Below are 22277 nucleotides of genomic sequence, written 5' to 3'. Positions count from 1 at the left end.
CTCCCTCCTGTCAGGGCATCAGGGCACGGGCATGGGCATGGGCATGGGCATCAGGGCATGGACATCACGGCATGATGTCGCCGCTGTTGGGTCCGAGGGTCTGCCCCACGTAGAGGTTGCCGCCCGGATCACTGGCCAGCAGCACGGCGGTGGGGGCGACCTCCGCCGGGACCCCGAACCGGCCGAGGGGCAGCTCGGCCTGCTTCGCCTGCTTCCAGTCCTCGCTGATCCCCTCCACCAGTGGGGTGAACACCGGTCCCGGAGCGATGGCGTTGACCAGCACCCCGTGCGGGGCGACCTCACGGGCGAGGGCCTTGGTCAGCCCGATGACGCCGGCCTTGGCCGCCGAGTAGTGCACCAGGCCCTCGCCCCCCTTGATGCCCAGCTGGCTGGCGATGTTGATGACCCGCCCGCTGCCGCGCGCGACCATGTGCGGGACCGTCCACCGGCAGCACAGGAACACGCTGCGCAGATCGATCGCGATCATCTCGTCCCAGGTCTCGACGTCCATCTCGACCAGGGGAACCTCGGTGAGGATCCCCGCGGAGTTGACCAGGACGTCGGGCACGCCCAGGGCGGCCACACAGCTCTCCACCATCTGCCGGGTCTGCTCCGCGTCGGCCACGTCGACGACCGCGGTGGCCGTCCTCGTGCCCTGCCGCGCGTAGCGCTCGGCCAGGGCGGCGAGCCGGTCGGCGTCGCGGTCGGCCAGGAAGAGCCGCGCGCCCTCGGCCGCGTAGGCGTCGGCGATGGCCGTGCCGATGCCGCTCGCCGCGCCGGTCACCAGGGCGACCTGATCCTGGAGGAGTCCCATGCCGTTCACCTTTCCGCGCTGTTCCGTGTGCTGCCGCGGCCGCGCCGTCACTCCGGCCACCGGACCGTCAGACCGCCGTCCACGATCAGCTCCTGCCCGGTGATGTACGCGGCGTCGTCGCTGGTGAGGAAGCGGATCGCGCGGGCCACCTCGTCGGCGTGGCCCACCCGGCCCGCCGGGATGCTCCGGCCGGCCCGCTCCAGCCCGGCGCGGCCCAGCGAGTTGGCCTCGTCGAGCGACTGCGGGGTCTCGATCAGCCCGGGGATGACGGTGTTGACGCGGATGCCGCGCGGGGCGAGTTCGGTCGCCAGCGACCGGCACAGCCCCAGCACCCCGCTCTTGGCGGCGGCGTAGTGGGCGTGGTCGTCCCAGCCGTACACCCCGCCGGCGATGGAGGAGACCGCCACCATGGCACCGGGGCCGGTCATCACCGCGGCGGCGGAGCGGAAGGTGCGCAGCACACCGGTCAGGTCGACCGAGAGCATGTCGTTCCAGGCGTCGTCGTCGAGTTCCGCCAGGGCGGCCCGGCGCAGCACTCCGGCGCCGGCGACGGCGATGTCCAGCCGCCCGTACGTCTCCACGGCGGACCGGGCCAGGGCGTCGACCTGCCCGCTGTCCCGGACGTCGACCGCGACCGCGGTGCACCGGCCGCCTGCCTCCTCGACCAGCCGGATCGTCTCGTCGGCGCTGTGCGGGTCCTTGGGGTAGAAGCCGACGACGCTGTCGGCCCCGGCGCGCGCGTACGCGACCGCCAGGGCGCGGCCGATGCCGCTCGCGCCGCCGGTGATGACGGCCACCTTTCCGGCCAGTCCGTCGTCGCGGGCGGGTGCGGTGTGCTCGTGGGAGGACATGTCCTGCCTTTCATGGGGTTCCCGGTGCGTGGCGGGTGCGGGCCGCCACGCACCGGGATGCGAGGGGGGACGGGGGCTCGGGGGGACGGGGGCTCAGTGCGCCGCGGCGAGGGAGGCGGTCTCGTCGTCCTCGTCCTGGCTGACCTTGCGGGCGCCGAGCATCAGGACGCCGGAGAGGAACATCCCGACGGCGCCCGCGATGAACGCGGCGGTGGTGGCGCCGGCGCCGAGGCCGATGATCGCGCTGAGCAGGGCCGAGCCGATGATCGCGCCGACCGGGCCCATCACATGGGCGGTGTTGGAGCCGATGCCCCGGACCCGGGCCGGGAACGACTCGCCCATGTAGAAGAGCATCGCCGAGTACGGTCCGTTGAGGAAGAACAGGCCCAGCGCGTACATGGGGATGACGTAGGCGCTGCTGTTGGGTCCGAAGAGCATCGCGGTCATCACGACGCCGCCGATGCTCCAGCCGACGATGATGGTCGTGCGCCGGCCGATCCGGTCGCCGAGGTATCCGTGGAAGAGGTAGCCGAGGAATCCGGCGAGGTTGGCCAGGATCAGCACGACCAACGCGCTGGAGAACGAGACGCCCTTGCCGTCGGTGAGCACGGTGGTGCCCAGTACCGAGAAGACCTGGATGCCCATCCAGTTGAACAGCCACGCGCCGGACAGGCACAGGGTGTGGCGCCGCAGGTCCGGGGCGAAGAGCTGGCGCAGTCCCGACTCGTTGTCGCGGCTGATGTCCAGGCTGTAGAGCTCCGCCAGCCGGGCCGCGTCGTCCTCGCGGCCCTCCTTGCGCAGTTCGCGGGTGCGCTTCAGGGCGACGAAGGAGGGCGACTCGCGGAGCTTGGACCCGGCGACGAGGATGACGACGACCGGGAAGGTGGCCAGCAGGAAGATCCAGCGCCAACCCATCAGCGGCAGCAGCACGGCGGCGAACGCCGATGCCAGGAGGGCGCCGACCGGCCAGCCGCTCTGCACGAAGCTGAACAGGAAGCCGCGCCGCCGGCTCTTTCCGTACATCTCGTTGAGGTAGACGCTGTTGACGACCTCTTCGGAGTAGCCGAGGCCCGAGATGGCGCGGACCCCGATCAGCGAGGCGGCGCCGCCGACCAGGGCGGTGAAGCCGGAGGAGAGCGCCGCGCCCGCCGTGGTGACGATCAGGCTCGGCTTGCGCCCCCACCGGTCCAGCATCGGCCCGACCAGCAGCGAGACGACGAAGGTGCCGACCGTGACGCCGGTCGCGATCGCCGTGGCCTGACCGGTGGTCCAGCCGAACGTCTCGGAGATCTTCGGCAGCAGGGTGCCGAAGAGGACGAAGTCGTAGACCGAGAAGACCCAGGCCAGGAAGCAGACCACGGTGGTGGTCATGATGGTGCGCCGGCTCAGGGTGGGCGGGCCCTTGAGGAGGACCTCGTCCGAGGGCGTGCCGGTGCGGGGCCACTCGGTCTCGTGGACTATTCCGGGGTTCTGCGCGGTGGTCATCTGCTGTCGCCCTTCTGACGCGGGTTGCGGGCGGCGAAGTCGTCCGCGATCTGGTCGAAGGTCACCCAGCGGACGCCTTCGTGGGAGTTGATGTGGTCGATCAGCCGCTCCAGCATCAGCAGCACCTGCGGGCGGCCGGCCACGTCGGGGTGGATGGTCATGGTGAAGGCGGCGTGGTCCATCTCCCGGTGCACCCAGTCGAACTGGTCGCGCCACATCTGCTCGATGTCACGGGGGTTGACGAAGCCGTGGCTGTTCGGGCTGGCCTTGATGAACATCATCGGAGGCAGGTCGTCGAGGTACCAGTTGGCCGGGATCTCGATGAGGTCCGTCTCGTGTCCGCGGACCAGCGGCTTCATCCAGGTGTCGGCCGGCTTGCTGTAGTCGATCTTCGTCCAGGAGTCGCCGACCCGGACGTAGTACGGCTCGAAGTCCCGGTGCATCAGCGAGTGGTCGTACTTGATGCCCCGCTCCAGCAGCAGTTCGTTGGTGACCGGGCTGAACTCCCACCAGGGGGCCACATATCCGGTCGGACGTCGGCCGGAGCGGGTCTCGATCAGCTCGATGCAGCGGTCCAGGACCGCTGACTCCTGCTCGCGGCTCATGGCGATCGGGTTCTCGTGGCTGTAGCCGTGCACGCCGATCTCGTGGCCGGCGGCGACACAGGCGTCGAACTCCTCCGGGAAGGTCTCGACGGAGTGGCCGGGCCAGAAGAACGTCTGGGTCAGGCCGCGGCGCCGGAACAGCTCCAGCAGGCGCGGCACGCCGACCTCGCCCGCGAACAGCCCGCGGGAGATGTCGTCGGGCGAGTCCTCGCCCCCGTAGGAGCCGAGCCATCCGCCGACGGCGTCTACGTCCACACCGAAGCCGACGAGGATTTCCTTGGTCATCGACATCTCCTTGTTCTTGATGGGGTTGCTGTGGGTGGGCTCTTGATGGGGTTGGTTGCTGTGGGGGGTCGGAAGGACCGGGATGGGTCAGGAAGTCGGGACGGGTCGGGGAGCCGGGAGGTCAGGCTGTCGGGAGTCGGTCAGGAGCCGGTGTCGGACGACGGGTCCCGTCCGGCGAGCCAGGCGCGGACGAGTGCGTCCGGCGACCGGCCGGGTACGGCGCTCGCGACGGCCAGCAGCAGCCGGGCCTGCCAGGGGCTGAGGTCGCCGGCGAAGATCGCGCCGACCCTTTGCAGTTCGGCGCCGCCGCCCGCGTAGAGAGGTTCGACCGGGCCGGAGTGCACCCGTGAGCAGATGAGTACCGGGTGGCCCGCCGCCACGGCCTCGGCGACCGCCTCCACCAGCTCCGGCCCGGCGTTGCCCGCGCCGACCGCCGCCACCACGACCCCGGCGGCGCCCGCGGCCAGGCTCGCCCGGACGAACAGTCCGTCCGCGCCGGGGTAGGCCGGCACCACGTCCACCCGGGGCAGCCGGGGCAGGTCGAGGTCGAAGGGCAGCCGCGGGCTGGGTCTCGGCTGCCACAGCGGGACCACGCGCCGGCCCACCACGCGGAGCGCCGGTCCACGTCCGGGCGCGGTGAAGGCGTGCGCCGACATGGTGTCGCTCTTGCGGACCCCGCGGGCGGGGAAGGCGAAGCCGTCGAAGACCAGCAGCGGGCCGTGCCCGCGGGCGGCGTCGTCGGCGGCCACGGCGAGGGCGTCGCCCAGGTTGCCCGGGCCGTCGGCGGCGCGGTCGTCGAACGGGCGCTGCGCGCCGGTCAGCACGATCGGCCGCGGGTCGTCGAACGCCAGGTCGAGCAGGAAGGCGGTCTCCTCCATGGTGTCGGTGCCGTGCGTCATCACCACCCCGTCGGCGCCGTCGCGCAGTGTGCCGCGCACCTCGCGGGCCAGCGACAGCAGGTCGGCGGTGTCGAAGGCGTAGCTGCCCCGGGTGACCACGTCCCGCACGCTCACCTCCGCGCCGTCCGGCAGCGGACCCACCGACGCGACCAGTTCTTCCGCGAGCACGGTCGCCCGGCGGCCCTCCGCCCCGGACCGGCTCGCGATGGTGCCGCCGGTTGCCACGACCTGGATACGACGCATGAACCCTCTCTCCGCAATCGATTGCGGAGAGGCTATGCAAACGATTGCGTCCGGTCAATGGGTTGCCGCACACTTGTCTGGCCGGAGGGTTCGGGGATGTGCGAAGCTCAAGGGCGCGGCGCGGGGGCGCCTACGGGTTCCGGCAGGAGTCCGGCGGAGCCCGAGACCCGCCCAGAAGCACTGAGAAGCACCGAGACGAACCGAAAAGAGGGGCAGCGAGCGTGGATCGCCAGGGAGCGCGGGCGGGGGCCGGCACACACACCGGTCGTGCCCCGGTCACACTCGCCCAGATAGCCCGGCAGGCGGGGGTCCACGTCTCCACGGTGTCCCGGGCGCTGAGCCCGGACGAGAGCGTGCGGGGCGGAGTGGCCACCGACACCGCCACACTGATCCGGGCGCTCGCCGAGGAACTCGGCTACCAGCGGGACCCGGCCGGGGCGGCGCTGCGCACCGGCCGCTCCCGGATGCTGGGCGTGCTCGTCCCGAGGCTGACCGACATCGTGCTCGCCACGATCTACGAGGGCATCGACGCGGCGGCGGCGGCCGCCGGCTACCACACGGTGGTCGCCAACACCGGCGACGACCCGGAGCTGCAGCGGCGCCGGGCCGACGCGCTGCTGGCCCGGCGCGTCGACGGCCTGGTACTCGGCGACGCCCGTTCCGACTCCGACCTCGTCGCCGAACTGGCCCGCCAGCACATCCCGTTGGTGCTGGTCTCGCGCCGGCTGCCGGGCCGGATCTCGGTGACCACCGACGATGTCCTCGGCGGCCGGCTGGCCGCGGAGCACCTGCTGGAACTCGGCCACCGGCGGGTCGCGGTGGTGGCCGGAGAGCCCTACGCCAGCACTGGCGCGGAGCGCACCCAGGGCTTCCTCGACGCGTACGCCGAGGCGGGCCTGCCGGTGCCCGAGAGCCACGTCGTGCGGTCCCGCTTCGACGTGCCCGGCGGCCGGGCGGCGGCCGAGCGGCTGCTGGCCCTGCGGCCGCGGCCCACCGCCGTCTTCGCGGTCAACGACTTCGCGGCGATCGGCGTCATGGCGGCGGTCCGGGACGCGGGCCTCACGGTGGGCCGGGACGTGGCGATCGTGGGCTACAACGACGTCCCACTGGCGGCGGCCCTCCCGGTGTCCCTGACCTCCGTGAGCTCCCCGATGTACCGGATGGGGGAAGTGGCGGCGACGACGCTGGTCAACATGCTGAACGGCAAGCCGGGCCGCTCCCGGCGGCTGCGCCCCGCCCTAGTGGCCCGCGCCTCGACCCTCGGCGGCACCCCGCTCACCCCGGAGGAGTGACGCGGCCGGAGGCCCCGCCTCGGGGACCGGCCCCCGGCCCGCGACCGTGCTCCCCCGCTGCCGCAGCACTCCCGCCGTCGCGGCCGCGACCACGCAGCAGGCCACGGGGAGGAAGAAGGTCAGGTTCAGCGGGACCAGGCGGGTGAGCCAGCCGATGACGGCCGGTCCCGCGAGCATGCCGAGGTAACCGAGTCCGGCGACCTTGGAGACGTTGGCGCCGGCGGCATCGGCGTCGGCGTGACCGGCGGCGCTGAAGAGCTGGGGGACGCAGCCGGAGAGCCCGGCGCCGAAGAGCGCCCAGCCGGCCAGGGCGAGCGGAATCCAGGGCGACAGGGCGGCCGCCGCCATGCCGACGGCCGCAACCGAGGCGCCGTAACGCAGGATCGCGGCAGGACCGAAGCGGGCCGAGATACGGTCGGCGAGCAGGCGGCCGATGGTCATCGTCGCGGCGAACGCGCCGTAGGCGAAGGCCGCCGTGCTGTCGGAGGCGCCGAGGACGGTCCGCAGGTGCAGCACGCTCCAGTCGTTGGCGACCCCCTCGCACAGCATGACCATCAGCGCGAGGACGGCCAGGATCCAGATACGGGTACGAGCCGGGGCCGTCTGCCCGGCGGGTCCACCGAACTCGGTCCCGGCCTCCGCGGCCGGTCCCGCGGCGGTGGGCAGCAGGCCCGGGGCGGCGCACACGGCGACCACCACTCCCAGTACGGCCGCCGTGCCGAGCGTCGCCGCCGGGGTCCAGCCCGCGCTCGCGACGGCGGCACCCGCGAGGGCGGCCACCACGCCGCCGACGGAGAACGTGGCGTGGAACGCGGACATCACCGGGCGTCCGTACGCCTTCTCGACCTGGACGGCGTGGGCGTTCATACTCACGTCCAGGCAGCCGTTGCCGAACCCGAGCACGATCAGGGCTCCGGCGAGCATCCACGGCTCGGAGGCCAGTCCGGGCAGCACGAGGGCGGCACTGCACAGGACACCGGAGGCGGGCACGACGATCCGGGTGCCGAGGCGGTCGGCGACCGGGCCGGCCAGCTGCATCCCCACGAAGGCGCCCGCCCCGAGCAGGAGCAGGAAGCCGCCCAGGACGGCGTGGCTGACGCCGACGCGGTGCTCGATGGGCGGGATCTGCACGATCCACATCCCCAGCAGGGTCCCGTTGAGGATGAAGTACGTGAAGGTCGCCAGACGCGCCGCGCGAAGTGTTCGCTCCATGGAGCGAACGTATCGAACATGAACCTTGTTTGAAAAGCGCCGGTTCTCACAGTGTTCCTGTTTACTGGAGCATGGTGTTCAATCGGCGCATGGGGAACACGGGCCGTCTGAGGCAGATCACGGACGCAGTGCGCGAGGCGGGCAGCCTCGGCGTCGGCCAGTTGGCCGAACTCACCGGGGCCTCGGAGATGACCATCCGCCGCGACCTGGAGACCCTGGCCGCCCAAGGTGTGCTGGAACGCTTCCGGGGCGGCGCCCGGACCCTGCTGCTGCGCGGCGAGGAGCCCCCCTTCCCCCTGCGCGCGCAGGAGGGCACGCGGATCAAGCAGCGCATCGCCGCGGACGCGGCCGCGCTGATCGCCGACGGGGAGACGGTCGTCCTCGACAGCGGCACCACCTGCCTGGAAGTGGCCAGGGCACTGCGCGGCCGGCGGGTGACCGTGATGCCGCTGTCGCTCCAGGCCGTCGACGCGCTCGCCGACAGCCCCGGGCAGACCACCCTCCTCGTGCCCGGCGGCCGGCCACGTCCGGGCGAGGGGGCCCTCACCGGACCCCTGACACTGGCCTCGCTGGCGGCTCTGCGCTTCGACACCGCCGTCATCGGCTGCTGCGGGCTGACCGCACAACAGGGCCTGACCGCATACGACTTGGACGACGCGGCGGTGAAGCGGGCCGCGATCGACTCCGCCCGGCGCGTGCTCGCCGTGGCCGACGGCACCAAACTGTCCCGTACGGCGCACGCCTTCGTCGCACCGGTCTCGCGGCTGCACACCCTCGTCACCGACGATTCCGCGCCGCCCGGCGAGGTCGAGGCGATCCGCGCCGCGGGCACCGCCGTCAACACCGCACGGCAGGAGTGCAGTTGACCAGCCGAGTCACTCTCGTCTCGCCCGCGACGAGCCCGTCGCTGCGGCAGGCCCGGTTCGACGACGGCGACTCGATCGACGACGGCGGGACGGCCAGGGCCCGTTCGGCCGCCGGGTCGCTGCCCGCGGCCGCCCGCGTGCTCCTGTCCCCGAGCGCGCGCTGCCGGGAGACGGCGTCGGCGCTCGGCCTCGACGGCGTGAAAGTAGGGGAGTTGGCCGGTCTGGACGCGGGCCGCTGGCGGGGCCGGACCCTGGAGGAGGTGATGGCCGCCGAGCCGGAGGCGGTGGGCCGCTGGCTCGCCGACCCCGACTGCGCGCCGCACGGCGGGGAGTCGGTGCGGGACGTGTGCGAGCGGGTCGGGCACTGGCTGGACAGCGCACGGGACACCGACGGCCGTACGCTCGCGGTGGTCGAGCCGGAGGTCGTACGGGCCGCGGTCGTCCATGTACTGGGCCTGCCCGCGTCCGGCTTCTGGCGGCTGGACGTACCTCCGTTGACGGCAACGGAGTTCAGTGGACGGGCCGGCCGCTGGAATCTGCGGCTCGGACAGCCGCTGGCGGCGCCCTGAGGAACGCGAGAGGGCCCCCGGACGGTTCCGAAGGGCCCTGTCGTGTGCCGAAGGGGTCAGTGCGCGGCCGGAACCGCGCGCCCGGTCGTGGCCGTCGCCGGCCGGGGATTCAGCAGTCGCCCGGCCAACTCGCCGAAGAGCAGCCCGAATCCGCCCCACAGGACGGCCTGCGTGGCCAGGGCGGAGAGCCGGAACCGCCACAGCAGGGTGGCCGGGAAGTCCGCCGGCACCTCGTTGACGGTGGGCAGGAAGGCGTACGCCAGACCGATCACCAGGGCGAAGGCGGCCACCGCGGCCACCGTCGCGTACCACGTGCCCAGCGCGGGCGCGAGGCGCTTGCCCAGGATGGTGGCGGCGATCGCGAGGAGGACGCTGAGCAGCATCATCAGGAAGTACAGGGTCGTGCGCTTGCCGATGGTGTCCCCCTGGCCGACCGCGGGCGGGTTGGCCGGGTACTTCAGGAACGGCACGACGTACACCGCCAGCAGCGCGCAGCCGGACAGCAGCAGCGCGGTCGCCCGCGGGGAGAAGCGGCCCACGCGGCCCAGCGCGAAGCAGAAGGCGAGCGCGGCGATGCCGCCGAAGGCGACCCCGTAGACCAGGACGCCGGTGGCGAGACCGGCCGTGGACTGGAGGGAACGGGAGACGACTTCCACCTCGTCATGGGAGTGGGAGTGGGAATGGGAATGTGCGTGCACCTCCTCGAGGCCGATCGCCTTGTCGACGAACGGCTCCCCGAGGAAGTAGGCGACGACCAGGGCGAGCACGCCGGCGGCAAGGCCGGCGAGCATGCCCCGTACCAGGAGGTTTCTTACGGTTGCGGAGTTCATGAGCGTGCGGTGACCCTCGCCTCAGTGGCAGGGGAAGCCGAGCAGGTGGCGGGCGTCGTGCACCCACTCGTGGACGTCCGTGCCGCTGAACACGGAGGTGGCGCCCTGCTCGGCGCCGACGAAGTAGAGCAGGACCAGCATGAGAACGCCGAAGAAGACCGCCCAGGGAGCTATCGCCTTCAGCGGCAGCGTGGCGGGAACGGCGGGGGTGGCGGTCGGCTGAGCGACGGTCTGCGCCATGGCAGAACCTCCTCTGGGAGTTCGCGTCCCATCTCGGTGGTGCACAGGACGACAGCCACGGGTCTGACTCACGAACACCCCGAGGGCGTTCGCATACAGTGGCGCGACCGTGCCGGATTCCCACCGGCTTCCGTCGTGCCGTCGTCGATATCGCACAGACGGTATCGCGTGCCGCGCGCCCGGCCAAGACCGCGACCCCGGACGTGATCTTCTCCACCGGGCCGCCTCCACCTGCTCACGGATCACCTCACCATCAGGGCGGCGGGGCCCCGGCGGCCGTGAATCGGACGCTCCGGCGCTGTGGCAGGATGCGCGAGCGAGCTCTGCTCCACCGCCCGCCGCGCCACTCGATCCGCACGCATCACCCCGGAGGGACGAGCCCCGTGCTCACGTCGTACGCCGCCCACTTCGACACACCCGCCGGGTACCTGGACTTCGCACGCTTCGGGCCGCCCTCCCGCGACGCCGTCACCGCCACCGCGCGCGCCCTGGAGGCGTCCGCCCGCGCCGACCACACCACCGTGGACGCCCTGATGCGCGCGGAGGAGACGGCGCGGGACACGGCCGCCCGCCTCGCCGGCACCGACGCCCGGCACACGGTGCTCCTCCCGAACGCGTCCACCGGTCTGTTCCACGCCGCGCTCGGCATCAGGGAGGGCGTGGTCCTCGCGCCACGCTCCGACTTCCCCGCCAACCACTACCCGTGGCGCCGCTCCGCGGACCTGGGCCGGGCCACGCCGCGCTGGATCGACCCCGTACCCGGCTCCGGAGTCACCCCCGATCTGGTCCGCTCCGTGCTGACCGACGACGTCGTGGCCGTGTCGGTCAGCGCCGTGGACTTCCGCACCGGGTTCCGTGCCGACCTGGCGGCGCTGCGTGAGGCGATCGGGCCCGACCGGCTGCTGATCGTGGACGCCATCCAGGCGTTCGGGGTCGCTGCCCTGCCCTGGGACGCCGCCGACGTGGTGGTCGCGGGCGGCCAGAAATGGCTGCGCGCCGGATGGTCGACCGGCTTCGCCACGCTGTCCGACCGCGCCCTGGAATCCCTGGAGCCGGTCCTCACCGGCTGGACGGGCGTCGAGGACGTCGGCCTCTTCGACGGAGCCGAGCACCCGCCCGCCCCGGACGCAGGACGGTGGTCGATCACCAATCTGAGCCCGGTGACGGCCGCCGCGTTCGCGGCCGCGCTGGACCTCGTCGAGCGGCACACCGTCGCCGCGATCGAAGCCGCGGTCGCCACACGGATCGCCGAACTCACCGAGGTCGTCGCGGCGTGCGGCGGCCGCGTCCTCTCCCCCGCCGACCCGGCGCGGCGCGCGGGCGTCCTCTCCTTCACCCTGCCGGACCACGATCCGTCCCTCGTCGCCAAGGCGCTGCACACCGAAGGCGTCACCGCGACCGTGCGCACCGACTCGCTCAGGCTGTCCCCGCACGCCTCGACCCCGCCGGAGGCAGCCGAACGGGTCGCCACCGCACTGTCGTCACTGGGGAGTTGACCCCGCGGGTCGGCGACCTCCTTTCCGTCAGGCGGGGGCGGGCTCGGGCTCCGCCTGGGTGGTGAGCCGGCCGGCCCGGGCGAGCGCCGCGACCGAGGCGGCGCAGACGAGTCCGGTGGCGGTCAGGGCCGTCCAGGTCACCCAGAGGGCATGGTGCCGCTGGGCGAAGTCCCACAGCGCGCCGGTGACGAGGTTGCCCAGGGTGATGCCCAGGCCGGAGACGGTGTTGTAGAGCCCGTAGTAGGTGGCGACCAGACGGTTGCCCGACAGGGCGACGACGGTGTCCATCTCGAACGGGTAGACCACGGCGGAACCCACCGCGAGCAGGACCACCGCGGTCACCAGCGCGACCAGCGCGGCCCCCGAGGAGCCGCGCGGGGCGAGCGCGAGCGGCAGGAAGGCCAGCCCTATCACGGCCAGTCCCCGCACCAGCGCCTGACTGGGTCGCCACCGCTGCTTGGCCCAGCCGGTCAGGCGCAGCTGGCCGACGACGGCCACCGCGGCGGAGACGATGAAGAGCCCGCTGGTGACCGCCGTGCCGTTCGCCCCCAGGGCGTCGGCCGCCGCCAGCGGGAGGGCCAGGTACACCTGGAAGGTGAGCACGTAGGAGCCGATCATGGCGGTGGCGAAGAGCAGGAAGGGGCGGTTGGACACGACCGTCCGCCACTGCGCGAGCACGCTCTCCTGCCGGGCCGCGTCCGCCGCGTGACCGCGCCGGGCGGGCAGGGCGCGCCACTGCAGCACGGTGAGTACGGCGAAGATGCCGGCGGCGGTCGTGCACACGAGGCGGAAGTCGGCGGCGAGCAGGGCGAGCCCGACGAGTGGGCCGAGCAGCATGCCCGCCTGGTAGAAGACGTTGAAGGCGGCGAAGGCGTCCACGCGCCGTTCGCCCGCCTCGACGGCGAGGTAGGCGCGGACGGCGGGGTTGAACAGGGCGCCGGCGAAGCCGGTGGCGGCGGAGGCCGCGATCAGGGCGGGGAGGTTGTCGACCCAGCCGAGCAGGCCGAAACCGGCGGTGCGCAGCAGGCAGCCGGCCATGATCGGGGTTTTGTAGCCGAGGCGGTCGGCGAGCGTGCCGCCGATGAGGAACATGCCCTGCTGGGAGAAGTTGCGCACGCCCAGCACGAGCCCGACGGCCCAGGCGGCGAGGCCGAGTCCATCGGACAGGTGGGCGGCGAGGTAGGGCATGAGCATGTAGAAGGCGAGGTTGATGGCGAACTGGTTGGCCATCAACAGCCTTACGGCGGGCGGGAAGGAGCGGGTCTGCCGCCACAGGTCCGTCATCGCCCGGCCCTCGCGAGTTCCGGCGCACCGCCGCCGACGGCGAGCGGGTCGACGACACGGGTGCAGCGGGTCCAGCGGGACACGGTCCGTTCGCCCGGATCACCGATCTCTTCCGGGTCGTCGGCGGGCAGGTGTCCGAGGAGGCCGTGCTCCCGGCAGTACGCGTCGTCGAAGACGGTGCCGACATAGCGTTGCGGGCCGTCGGGGAAGACCGCGACGATCCGTTCCTCGGCGGGCAGGGTGCGGGCCAGCCAGCGGGCGACGAGAGCGACGGCGCCGACGCTCCAGCCGCCGGTGGCGTAGTGGTCGCGGGCCAGGAGGCGCGCCGCCCACACCGCCTCGGGGGCGGCGACCCAGTGCACCTCGTCGAACAGGTCGTAGGCGACGTTGCGGGGGTGGATGCTGGAGCCGAGTCCGCGCATCAGGCGGGGCGCGGCGGGCTGCCCGAAGATCGTCGAGCCGGTGGTGTCCACCCCGGCCACGCGCAGCCCCGGGAAGAAGCCGCGCAGGACGGAGCCGATGCCGGCGGAGTGGCCGCCGGTGCCGACGGAGACGACGAGGCTGTCGATACGGCCGAGCTGGGCGACGAGTTCGTGGGCGAGCGGGGCGTAGGCGGCGACGTTGTCGGGGTTGTCGTACTGGTCGGGGCACCACGCGTCCGGGTGGGCGGCGAGCAGTTCCTCGACCCGGTGGCGGCGGGCCTCCTGCCAGCCGCCGACCGGGTGCGGGGTGGTGACGACGTCGACTTCGGAGCCGTACGCCGTGAGCAGGCCGGTCATCAGTGGTTCGATCGCCGGGTCGGTGACGACGGTGACGGGGTGGCCGAAGGTGGCGCCCGCGAGGGCCAGCCCGAGACCGAGGGTGCCGGAGGTCGACTCCACGATCCGGGCGCCGGGCAGCAGCCGGCCGCGTTCGCGGGCGGCTCGGACCATGTGCAGGGCGGTGCGGTCCTTGATGCCGCCGGGGTTGTGGCCTTCGAGCTTGGCCCAGAAGCCGCGCCCGGCGGCGGTGAAGGGCTCGCCGATCCACAGCACGGGGGTGTCGCCGACCAGTCCGGCGGGCGTGCGCATGGGGCGTTTGGCGTCGGCCAGGAGCTGGGCCGGGCAGGCGGGGACGGAGGTGCGGATGGGGTGGTTCATGGCGTGCTTCTCCTGCGGCCGGGACCGTGAACGGCCGCCGGTCGTGTGGGGGCGGGAAGAGGGCGGGACCGATCGGCTGCCGTTCCCCGCGTCGGGGGCAGGGCTCGGCAGCGGGGCCGATCAGGTCCGCCACACGCCGAAGAGGGCTCGCGCGTGCCCGGGCGAGGTGTTGCCGGGTTCGGGAGCGGCTGCGGGGGTTCGCGCCGGGAGCGGCGCGGCCGGGGTGTGGTCGGCGGTCAGGACGTCGTGGACCGCGGGGTGGGCCGGGGAGGCGTCTCGCGGGAGTTGCGCGGTCGGCTCGTCCCCGTCCCAGCAGTGCACGTCGCCGTCGTGTGCGGGGGCCGAGGTCCGGACGTCCGCCCGGTGCTGGTCCTGAGGTGTCTGTCCGTAGGCGGCAAAGGCCACGAGCGGGGTGTCGGCCCGTGCCGCGCCGGTGGGTGTCGGGCCGTGGGCGCAGGCCAGTACGTGCATGAGCGCGGCCAGCAACAGCACGAGCACCGCTCCGGTCCGTGACGCGGAGCGGCGGCGTCCGAAGATCGACCCGGCCAGCATGAACACGAACAGTAGTCGGTCACGTACGTAAAGTTCTTGTCAAAGGTCAGGGGCCGACCGGGTTCCGCTGCCGACGCGCGGCTGGATGTCAACACCCTGGTCGTGCGCTCGGGCACAGGGCGCACTCGGCCCATACCGTCTTGCCGGGGCCGAGGCGGTCCCGTACGCCCCAGTCGACGGCGAGCGCGTCGACGAGGACCAGGCCACGGCCCCCGTCCCCGTCCGGGCCGGGAGCCATGCGCGCCGGCCGGGCGGGGTGGGTGTCGGTCACCTCGATCCGGACGACGTCCCGCCCCTCCTCGAAGGACAGGGCGAGAGCGAAGTCACGCCCCGGGACACGGCCGTGGAGAACGGCGTTCGCGGCGAGTTCGGCGACGACGAGGACGACGGTGTCGTGCGCTTCGGTTCCTCGCGGATGCCCCCACTCGGTGAGCTGGTGCGCGGCGAGCAGCCGGGCGAGGCGGGCACCGCGCCGGGTGGTGGAGAAGCGCTGCGTGAACGTGCGTACGAGGGTGGCGGATTGGCGGTTCGGGGCTGGCATGCGGGCCAGCTTGCCGACAGTTGACAGGTCGTCGGCAGGTCCGCCGCTGATACAGATCACGCTGTACCGGTTCACGCGCTGGACTGGGTCGGTCGCCGTGCGTGAGCATTGATCGGTCTGGCGTGGCGCAGCCCGGACGACGAACGGTACGGCACGGGTACGGCCCGGTGGCACAGGGGAAGGCGGCTGCGATGACGACGGACAACGGTGGCGGAGTGGGCGGGGGCTGCGAGCCGGAACTCTCCGACAGCCTGAAGACCTTCGGCGCGGTCCTCAAGGCCCTGCGGGAGGAAGCCGGCCTGACACAGGAGCAGTTCGCTCCGCTGGTGCGCTACTCGCCCGCGTACATCGCCAAGATCGAGCAGGGGAAGCGCTTCCCGCCGAAGGAACTGCTGAAGCGGTCGGACGAGGTCCTGGGCGCGGTCGCGGCGCGCGTGCTGGGGGCTGCGGCGAAGAGCCTGACGCGGAAGGCGGGGCTGGCGTCCTGGTTCCGGCAGTGGGCGGGGATCGAGGAGGAGGCGATCTCGCTGTACGCGTATGAAAGCCGGGTCGTTCCAGGCCTGTTGCAACCTGAGCCGTACATCCGCGCGATCTTCGACCGGCACCTGCCTCCGCTCACGGAAGAACAGTCCGAGCGGCAGGTGGCAGCACGACTGGCCAGGCAGCAACTTCTCGTCGAACGCCCCAACACGTCGTTCAGCTTCGTCGTCGAGCAGGCTCTCCTGGAACGCCGCATGGGAGGTACGGCCGTCACGAAAGTCCTGCTCGACCACCTCATCGCAGTCGGCCGGTACCGCAACGTGGAACTCCAGGTCATGCCGCTGCTCCAGGAGGAACACTCCGGCTTCGAGGGCGAGATGTACCTTGCCGAGACAGCCGAACACCGATGGGCCGGTTACGTCGAAGGCCACGGCACCAGCATGCTCATCAGTGACCCGAAAGCCGTAAGTCAGATGCTCCAGCGCTATGGCAAGATGCGCTCACAGGCTCTGAGCCACCAAGCCACCGCGAGCCTGCTGGATCAGATGCGAGGAGCGCTATGAGCACGAGCGAACCGGCCTGGTTCAAGAGCAGCTACAGCGGCGGCGGCGGCGACAACTGTATCGAGGTCGCCCTGCGCCCCGGCGTCGTTCTTGTCCGGGACTCGAAGGACACCCGGAGGCAGTCCCTCGCTGTCTCCCCCGACGCCTGGGCGGCGTTCACGGCACTGGCTGCCGACTCGCACCTCTGAGCGCCCCGGGAGGCGAGCCGCCGGGGGTACGGCGGTCCCCCGGTCGGCGTCGGCCTCGTCAGGAGCCGCTGCGCCGGTCTCCGTCCTGATCGCGCGCAGAGCCCGCCGTGACCGTCGTGAACGGCAGCACCAGCCGGGAGGGGTGTGCGGCGTCGCGGTAGATCTTGTGGGTGACGGGGCGGCCCACCGGCAGGTGGAAGGCGTCCGGCGGCAGCAGCGCGTTGTGCGCGTCGGCCAGTGGCTCGTCGTTGGAGAGCTCCACGACCAGCTTGTGGCCCCGCAGGAACGTCGCCGCGAACGGGTAGACGCGCAGCACGTACTCCTCGATCTTCCCCGGCTCGACCGGCACCGCGCGGGTGTGCGGGTGGTAGGGGTCGCCCTCGGTGGTGCGCTCCTCGTCGAGCTCGCGGTGCGAGGCCTTGAGGTAGGCGGTGGTGATGAGCCGGCGCTTGCCGCCCGGGGCCTCGTCCCACATGCGCAGGATGAAGTTGGTGTCGGGCTGGTCGATCTCCGCGAACAGGTGCGCCGCGCCCTGGCCGATCATCTCGGTGGGCTCGGTGAACGGCTCGGTGCTCCAGCTGAGCATCTCCACCTTGTCGGTGACCGTGAGCGGCGCCTGGTAGAAGCCGTCGGGGGCGGCGTGCTCGGCACCCATGGGCTCGGGCTCGAAGGAGAGCTTGTGGCGCGGGCGGAGGTAGAGCGGCTTGTGCTCCACGGCCTTCGGCGGCCACTGGGCCCCGGTGACGTACTGGCGTGAGCCCTCGACGTGCACGGTGACGGCGGGCTCGTTCATGATCCCGTTGTCGATGCCCTTGATCCAGTAGTCGTACCAGCGGAACATCTTGTCGTGCTCTTCGACGAAGGGGCGCGACTGCATGGGCGGGTACGGACCGATGTCCAGCTTCTTGGGGCCCTTGACGCGGTTGAAGACCTCGATGGTGCCGTCCATCGTCCAGCCGCGGCCCTGGTCGATCTGGAGCCAGACCGGGATGTCGATGTCCGGCGCGAGGGTGACGGGGTTGCGTTCCTCGTACCACTCGCCGTCGACCTCGTTCATCACGATGTCGAACCAGGCCTCGTGGTTCTTCGGGTAGTTCAGCACGTGGACCAGGTTGGGCCAGGCGGCCACGTCCGGGTCCCGCAGGCGCTCGGCGACCCGCTTCTTGATCTCTTCGGGCGAGCAGGTCTCGAGCATGCGGGACTTGACGCCGTCGGTGAAGGCCCAGCCGGAGTCGCCGCCGCGCCCTTCACGGGCGGCGCGCGGCATGAACCACATGACGCCGCCGTGATAGGTGGTCTCGTAGAAGTCGTAGTGGCCGCCGCTGACGAAGATCGCCTTGAGGCTCGGCGGACGCTCGGCCGCCGCCAGTACCTGCATCGAGCCGAAGTAGGAGATGCCGATCATGCCGACGTTGCCGTCGCACCACGGCTGCGCGGCGACCCACTCGATGAAGTCGTACGCGTCCTGGCCGAGCGAGACGCCACCGGCGTTGTAGTTGCCGATGTGCTCGCCCTCGGAGGCGCCGGAGCCGCGCAGGTCGCCGATGACGTGGACGTAGCCCTCCTGGACGACGCGCGCGATGTCTCCGGCCTCGATGCAGCCGTCCCACATGGGGCTCGGCCGGCGCTGCGGCGGGGTCGTCAGGGCCAGGGCCTGGAGCTCCTTGCCGTACGGGCTCAGGGCCACCAGCGCGGGCCGCGGTGTGTCGTCCGCACCGCTGTACGCGTCGGCCACCAGCGTGACGCCGTCGCGCATCGGCACCTGGAGATCCTTGCGGACGGCGATCGACTGCTCGCCCGCGCGGATCGTGTGAAGGTCAGTCATGGGTGTGAAGCTCCTGTGTTACGCGTTCTGTTCGAGGTGCGTGCGGTAGCCGGCCATGGAGGTGAAGAACGGCGACGGCTCGAGCGCGGGGTCCCCGGTGTAGCCGAGCTCCTCGGCGGCACGGGCGAACGGGGAGTACGGCGAATCCGTCTCCCGCAGGCCCGCCTCCAGGCATCCGCAGGCGGCCGCGGCGACACGGGCCTCGATGTCCAGGCTCTGGGTGATGGCCTCCTGGGCCTGCGCCTCGTCGAGCTCGACGCCGTACGGTGTGCCGTCGACGCGACGGTAGGGGTGCCCCAGGTAGAGGTGCCGCGGGCGGATCTCGTCCCGCAGGTACTCCAGGCCGGCGCGGTAGGCGACCGGGTCCGTGTAGCCCGGGAAGCCGTTCGCCGCCCCGTGGACCTGGACGGCGTCTCCGGTGAACACCGAGCGCTGTCCGTCGACGACGTAGGCGACCGATCCGGGTGTGTGGCCCGGTACGGAGTGCACGGACACGGTGACGTCACCGCCGAGGGAGAGGGTCTCGCCGCCCTTGACCAGCAGGGAGGGCTCCATCTCGCCGGAGATGACGGCCTCCGTGGCGGCCGTCACCTTCGCCTCGCCCTCGGGGTCGTCCAGGTACCGCCCCCGTCCCGCGAGGTACTCCTCGACGTGGGCCCGGCGCGAGCGGAGCATCGGTGCGTCGGCCTCGTGGATGACCACCCGGGCGCGCCGCCCGGTGAGCTCCCACAGAGCGTGCGCTCCGCCGACGTGGTCGATGTGACCGTGGGTCAGCAGGATCCAGCGCACGTCCTCGATGCGGCGTCCGATGGCCTCGAGCGCGGGAGCCATCCCTTCGGCGGGCGACGAGGCGATGCCGGTGTCGACGATCGCCGGCTCGGGTGCGTCGATGAAGAAGCTGTAGAGACCGAACCGGCCCCAGGGCGAGACCAGGGGGTGGACGGTGACTGGGTGCGTCATGCTTTCCTACTCCGCTCGTGCACGGGCCGGCCGGTCAGCTGCGGCCGAGGAAGTCGCGTGTCTGCGTGAAGACCGCGTGGTACTCCGGGATCCAGGAGAAGTGCTGGACGAACCCGTGGCCCGCTCCCTCGTACCGGCTCACCGTCGCCTCCACACCGGCTTCGCGCAGCCGCTCGCCGTACAGCTCGCCCTCGTCGCGCATCGGGTCGTGCTCGGCGGTGACGACCAGCGCGGGCGGCAGACCGGTGAGGTCGGTCCGCTTGATCGGCGACACCAGCGGGTCCGCGGGGTCGGCGCCGCTGTCGAGGTAGAAGGCGTTGAAGGGCTTCAGCCCCGCCGTCTCCAGGCCGTAGCCCACCGCGTTCTCCCGCAGCGACGGGTAGCGGTCGACGTCGAAGTCCAGGTCGAGCGAGGGGTAGTAGAGGATCTGGTGGGTGATCCGGTCGAAGCCGTCGTCGTGCGCCCTGGCGGCGACCGCGGCGGCGAAGGTGCCGCCGGAGCTGTCACCGGCGACGGCGAGGGTCGTACCGTCCCAGGCCAGGCCCGTACCCTCTTCGGCGACCCAGCGCACGACCGCGTAGCAGTCGTCGAGACCCGCCGGGAAGGCCGCCTCGGGTGCCAGGCGGTAGCCGACGGAGACGACCTTGAGCCCGGTCTCCTTGGCCAGTGAGCGCGCGACGTGGTCGTGGGTCTCCAGGCTGCCGAGGAAGAACGCGCCGCCGTGGAAGTAGACCAGCACGCCGTAGCTGTCGGCCTCAACAGGGGTGTGGATCCGTACCGGTACCTCGCCGGCGGCCGTCCTCGCCGTCACGTCGTCGACCGCGTGCAGCGGCAGGCGCTCCTCCAGGGGAGCGACGTGCGCCTCGTCCGCGGCACGCATGGCAACCGGGTCGAGCGGGCCCTCGGGCGGGGCGGGCAGGCTCGCGAGGAATGCGGCGATCTCGGGATGCAGCGTCATGGTGTCACTCCTGTCCGGCAGCGGCGGGCTTCTGGCCGGGGAAGACGTCGTCGATCTCGTCCTCGGTCCAGCCCTGGCGCGAGATGGCCTGCAGTTCGTCGGTCACGGGCTTGCGGGTGGCCTGGTACAGGGCCAGTCCCTCCTTCAGGGACGCGGCTTGGCGCAGGGCGTCGGCGAGCGCCCCGGCGTCCTCGATGGCCGAGTTCGCGCCCTGCCCCTGGTGGTGCAGCATCGAGTGGGCGGCGTCGCCGACGAGGACGACGGAGTCGGAGTGCCAGGTGTCGACCGGGTCGATGTCGTAGACGGCGCGGATGTTCACGGTGCCCATGTCGAGGTCGCGCGTGATGCTCACGAGGCGCTCGTCGAAGCCCTCCACCGTCTTCAGCAGGTCGTCCTTCGTGACCTGCGGGTTCCAGGTGCCGTCCGGGCACAGGGCGGTGATGTCGAACGACACCTGGCGCCGGTGCCGCAGCGGCAGCAGGTAGATCTTCGTGCCCTTGCCGATGTACATCCGGAGGTTGTCGTCGACGACCATGCCGTGGGCGTCGTCCACGGGGATGACGGCACGGTAGGCGTGCTCGCCGGAGAACACCGGGCTCCTGTCGCTGAACAGCTGCCGGCGCACGACCGACTTGATGCCGTCGGCGCCGACGACGAGGTCCGCCTCGACCGTCCTGCCGTCCGCGAAGGTGAGGACGGAGCTGTCGCCCTTGTCCTCGACGGTCCGCAGTTTGTGCCCGAGGTGCACCATGCCCTCGGGCAGCACGCCCAGCAGGGCGTCGATGAAGTCGCCACGGTGGATGAGATGGGTGTGGGTCTGGTCCCCGGCGGCCGGCCACGCCTCCTTCATGATCGGTTCACCGGTGGCGGTGAGGATCTCGAAGTACTCGCTGGGCGAGCTGACCTTCGCGATCGCCTCGAAGATGCCCCACTGGCGGAACCGGTTGATGGTGGCGGGGCGCAGACCGATGCCGGCGCCGACCTCGCGGATCTGGTTCGCCTGCTCGTAGACGTTCACGTCCGCGCCGAGCAGGCTCAGGGCCTTGGCTGCCGCCGCGCCGCCGTATCCCGCTCCGACGACCGCGATCTTCAGGTTCTTCAGGTCCGAGGACTGCATGGTGGTTCTCTCTTACTTCTGGATGGTCAGGAAGTCGGCGGGGTTGTCGACGAAGATCGTCTTGATGATGGCCTCGTCCAGGCCGGCGGCGCGGAGGTCCGGGATGAGGTCGTCGAAGATGTAGTTGACGGTGTGCCCCTTGACGCCCGGCCAGCCCAGAGGGCTGCAGTTGGCGTCGGCGGAGGCGAGGACCTGCCGCAGCCGGCCGTCGCCGATGAACCGCAGGAAGTGGTCCAGCCGTTCCTTGCGGGGGCGGGCCCAGAACGGCGGGTCCGGCAGCTCGGTCTCGTAGCCGAACGTGTCGAAGCCGATGCGGCCGCCCTGCTCCGCGATCCAGACGTCGCGCGTCTTGTCGGCGTTCACCCCGTCGTCGACATGCCCGAACAGCACGCGGTCGAGCGGAAGGCCCTCCTCGTTGAAGATCGCGATCGCGTTCTCGGCGTCGATCGCGAGGTGGGTGAGGATCGGCACGCCGGTGGTGAGCGAGGCGCGGGCCGCGGCGCGGTAGATGCGCTTGTCCAGGTCCGTCATACGGCCGCCGCGGCTCACGCCGACCTTGATGACTCCGGCCAGGCTGCCGGTGGAGCCGATACCGACGGTGATCTCGTGGACGAACTGCCGGGTGAGGTAGTCGACGTCGGCGCGGGCGAAGTGCGGCAGAGCGGTGTCGCCGCCGACGAAGCCGGTGCAGGCGACGATGTGGACGCCGGTCTTCGCGGACAGGGACTTGTAGTAGTCGACGTCACGGCCGTTGCAGATGCCGGTCGCGTCGACGAAGGTGCCGCCGCCGAGCTCGTGGAACCTGCGCAGCTTCGGGACGGTCTCCTCGTAGCGCTGCTCGGGCGTCTTCCACCACTTCGTGTCCAGCTCGGAGCCGGGCATGCCGTACCCGATGTGCTCGTGGATCGCCACGAGACCCAGCTCCTCGGCGGGGATCGGCCCCAGAACTGTGTTCACTCTCGACACAACACTCACCTTTTGAG

The 22277-nt window shown here is 71.8% G+C and carries 23 protein-coding genes and 1 riboswitch; of the genes, 6 read left to right on the top strand and 17 right to left on the bottom strand.

All coding sequences use genetic code 11. From position 1 onward, the window contains the following. Window positions 1-64 precede the first annotated feature (64 nt). The 5 genes from ACIQMV_RS08330 to ACIQMV_RS08310 form a co-directional block, all read right to left on the bottom strand. Window positions 65-814 (bottom strand): SDR family NAD(P)-dependent oxidoreductase, encoded by a 750-nt coding sequence (locus ACIQMV_RS08330; RefSeq protein WP_141357444.1) that lies wholly within the window; start codon window positions 812-814, stop codon window positions 65-67. 47 nt (window positions 815-861) lie between these two features. Beyond that, window positions 862-1665 (bottom strand): SDR family NAD(P)-dependent oxidoreductase, encoded by an 804-nt coding sequence (locus ACIQMV_RS08325; RefSeq protein WP_402591998.1) that lies wholly within the window; start codon window positions 1663-1665, stop codon window positions 862-864. 93 nt (window positions 1666-1758) lie between these two features. Continuing rightward, entirely contained in the window at window positions 1759-3150 is a 1392-nt protein-coding gene (locus ACIQMV_RS08320) for an MFS transporter (RefSeq protein ID WP_402591997.1), read from the bottom strand. Further along, window positions 3147-4040 carry a polysaccharide deacetylase gene (locus ACIQMV_RS08315; RefSeq protein WP_141357450.1) on the bottom strand — a complete coding sequence of 298 codons (894 nt, stop codon included), beginning with the start codon at window positions 4038-4040 and terminating at the stop codon, window positions 3147-3149. The genes ACIQMV_RS08320 and ACIQMV_RS08315 overlap by 4 nt, the downstream gene beginning before the upstream one ends. A 140-nt stretch (window positions 4041-4180) precedes the next feature. After that, window positions 4181-5182, bottom strand: coding sequence for an asparaginase (locus tag ACIQMV_RS08310; RefSeq protein ID WP_402591996.1), 1002 nt, complete (start codon window positions 5180-5182; stop codon window positions 4181-4183). A gap of 221 nt (window positions 5183-5403) precedes the next feature. On the opposite strand from ACIQMV_RS08310, the gene ACIQMV_RS08305 reads away from it, so the two are divergent. Next, entirely contained in the window at window positions 5404-6474 is a 1071-nt protein-coding gene (locus tag ACIQMV_RS08305) for a LacI family DNA-binding transcriptional regulator (RefSeq protein ID WP_402591995.1), read from the top strand. On the opposite strand, the gene ACIQMV_RS08300 is transcribed toward ACIQMV_RS08305, so the two are convergent. Continuing rightward, window positions 6421-7686, bottom strand: coding sequence for an MFS transporter (locus tag ACIQMV_RS08300; RefSeq protein WP_402591994.1), 1266 nt, complete (start codon window positions 7684-7686; stop codon window positions 6421-6423). The genes ACIQMV_RS08305 and ACIQMV_RS08300 overlap by 54 nt on opposite strands. Window positions 7687-7775: 89 nt before the next feature. Between ACIQMV_RS08300 and ACIQMV_RS08295 the strand changes: the two genes are divergently transcribed. Beyond that, window positions 7776-8552 carry a DeoR/GlpR family DNA-binding transcription regulator gene (locus tag ACIQMV_RS08295; RefSeq protein WP_402591993.1) on the top strand — a complete coding sequence of 259 codons (777 nt, stop codon included), beginning with the start codon at window positions 7776-7778 and terminating at the stop codon, window positions 8550-8552. Beyond that, window positions 8549-9121, top strand: a complete 573-nt coding sequence (locus tag ACIQMV_RS08290) for a histidine phosphatase family protein (RefSeq protein ID WP_402591992.1) — start codon at window positions 8549-8551, stop codon at window positions 9119-9121. Before ACIQMV_RS08295 ends, ACIQMV_RS08290 begins: the two co-directional genes overlap by 4 nt. A gap of 56 nt (window positions 9122-9177) precedes the next feature. On the opposite strand, the gene ACIQMV_RS08285 is transcribed toward ACIQMV_RS08290, so the two are convergent. After that, window positions 9178-9951: a CbtA family protein gene (locus ACIQMV_RS08285; RefSeq protein WP_141357462.1), complete on the bottom strand. Its 774-nt coding sequence runs from the start codon at window positions 9949-9951 to the stop codon at window positions 9178-9180. 21 nt (window positions 9952-9972) lie between these two features. Continuing rightward, complete coding sequence (locus tag ACIQMV_RS08280; protein WP_141357464.1) at window positions 9973-10191, bottom strand: CbtB-domain containing protein; 219 nt, start codon at window positions 10189-10191, stop codon at window positions 9973-9975. A 36-nt stretch (window positions 10192-10227) separates the two neighbouring features. Further along, window positions 10228-10369: riboswitch (cobalamin riboswitch) on the bottom strand. A gap of 205 nt (window positions 10370-10574) precedes the next feature. Between ACIQMV_RS08280 and ACIQMV_RS08275 the strand changes: the two genes are divergently transcribed. Then, window positions 10575-11687, top strand: coding sequence for an aminotransferase class V-fold PLP-dependent enzyme (locus tag ACIQMV_RS08275; protein ID WP_402591991.1), 1113 nt, complete (start codon window positions 10575-10577; stop codon window positions 11685-11687). A 27-nt stretch (window positions 11688-11714) separates the two neighbouring features. On the opposite strand, the gene ACIQMV_RS08270 is transcribed toward ACIQMV_RS08275, so the two are convergent. The 4 genes from ACIQMV_RS08270 to ACIQMV_RS08255 form a co-directional block, all read right to left on the bottom strand. Further along, the gene (locus tag ACIQMV_RS08270) at window positions 11715-12971 is read right to left on the bottom strand and encodes an MFS transporter (RefSeq protein WP_402591990.1); all 1257 of its coding nucleotides are present in this window, start codon (window positions 12969-12971) and stop codon (window positions 11715-11717) included. Beyond that, window positions 12968-14110 (bottom strand): PLP-dependent cysteine synthase family protein, encoded by a 1143-nt coding sequence (locus tag ACIQMV_RS08265; protein WP_402591989.1) that lies wholly within the window; start codon window positions 14108-14110, stop codon window positions 12968-12970. The genes ACIQMV_RS08270 and ACIQMV_RS08265 overlap by 4 nt, the downstream gene beginning before the upstream one ends. A gap of 120 nt (window positions 14111-14230) precedes the next feature. Beyond that, entirely contained in the window at window positions 14231-14662 is a 432-nt protein-coding gene (locus ACIQMV_RS08260; RefSeq protein WP_402591988.1) for a hypothetical protein, read from the bottom strand. An 88-nt stretch (window positions 14663-14750) separates the two neighbouring features. Beyond that, window positions 14751-15203, bottom strand: a complete 453-nt coding sequence (locus ACIQMV_RS08255) for an ATP-binding protein (RefSeq protein ID WP_402591987.1) — start codon at window positions 15201-15203, stop codon at window positions 14751-14753. Window positions 15204-15394: 191 nt separating this feature from the next. Between ACIQMV_RS08255 and ACIQMV_RS08250 the strand changes: the two genes are divergently transcribed. Together ACIQMV_RS08250 and ACIQMV_RS08245 are read left to right on the top strand one after the other, a co-directional pair. Then, window positions 15395-16246, top strand: coding sequence for a helix-turn-helix domain-containing protein (locus tag ACIQMV_RS08250; RefSeq protein WP_401772856.1), 852 nt, complete (start codon window positions 15395-15397; stop codon window positions 16244-16246). Further along, window positions 16243-16434 (top strand): DUF397 domain-containing protein, encoded by a 192-nt coding sequence (locus ACIQMV_RS08245; RefSeq protein ID WP_401772854.1) that lies wholly within the window; start codon window positions 16243-16245, stop codon window positions 16432-16434. The genes ACIQMV_RS08250 and ACIQMV_RS08245 overlap by 4 nt, the downstream gene beginning before the upstream one ends. Window positions 16435-16492: 58 nt before the next feature. Here the strand turns inward: ACIQMV_RS08245 and ACIQMV_RS08240 are convergent, their stop codons facing one another. Genes ACIQMV_RS08240 through ACIQMV_RS08220 form a run of 5 tightly spaced genes read right to left on the bottom strand, consistent with a single transcriptional unit; the run spans window position 16493 to window position 22251 of the window. Continuing rightward, complete coding sequence (locus tag ACIQMV_RS08240) at window positions 16493-18259, bottom strand: CocE/NonD family hydrolase (protein ID WP_402591986.1); 1767 nt, start codon at window positions 18257-18259, stop codon at window positions 16493-16495. 18 nt (window positions 18260-18277) lie between these two features. Beyond that, a complete protein-coding gene (locus tag ACIQMV_RS08235) occupies window positions 18278-19219 on the bottom strand; it encodes an MBL fold metallo-hydrolase (RefSeq protein WP_402591985.1) in 942 nt (313 codons plus the stop codon). 34 nt (window positions 19220-19253) lie between these two features. After that, a complete protein-coding gene (locus ACIQMV_RS08230) occupies window positions 19254-20177 on the bottom strand; it encodes an alpha/beta hydrolase (RefSeq protein ID WP_402591984.1) in 924 nt (307 codons plus the stop codon). Window positions 20178-20181: 4 nt separating this feature from the next. Next, window positions 20182-21294 (bottom strand): FAD-dependent oxidoreductase, encoded by a 1113-nt coding sequence (locus tag ACIQMV_RS08225; RefSeq protein WP_402591983.1) that lies wholly within the window; start codon window positions 21292-21294, stop codon window positions 20182-20184. 12 nt (window positions 21295-21306) lie between these two features. Beyond that, a complete protein-coding gene (locus tag ACIQMV_RS08220; protein ID WP_402591982.1) occupies window positions 21307-22251 on the bottom strand; it encodes a phosphotriesterase in 945 nt (314 codons plus the stop codon). Between the last annotated feature and the right edge of the window lie 26 nt (window positions 22252-22277).

This window comes from Streptomyces sp. NPDC091412 (assembly GCF_044756885.1).
Lineage (GTDB): Bacteria > Actinomycetota > Actinomycetes > Streptomycetales > Streptomycetaceae > Streptomyces.
The sequence above is the reverse complement of the archived record's forward strand: the minus strand, read 5'-3'. Positions and strand labels throughout refer to the sequence as shown.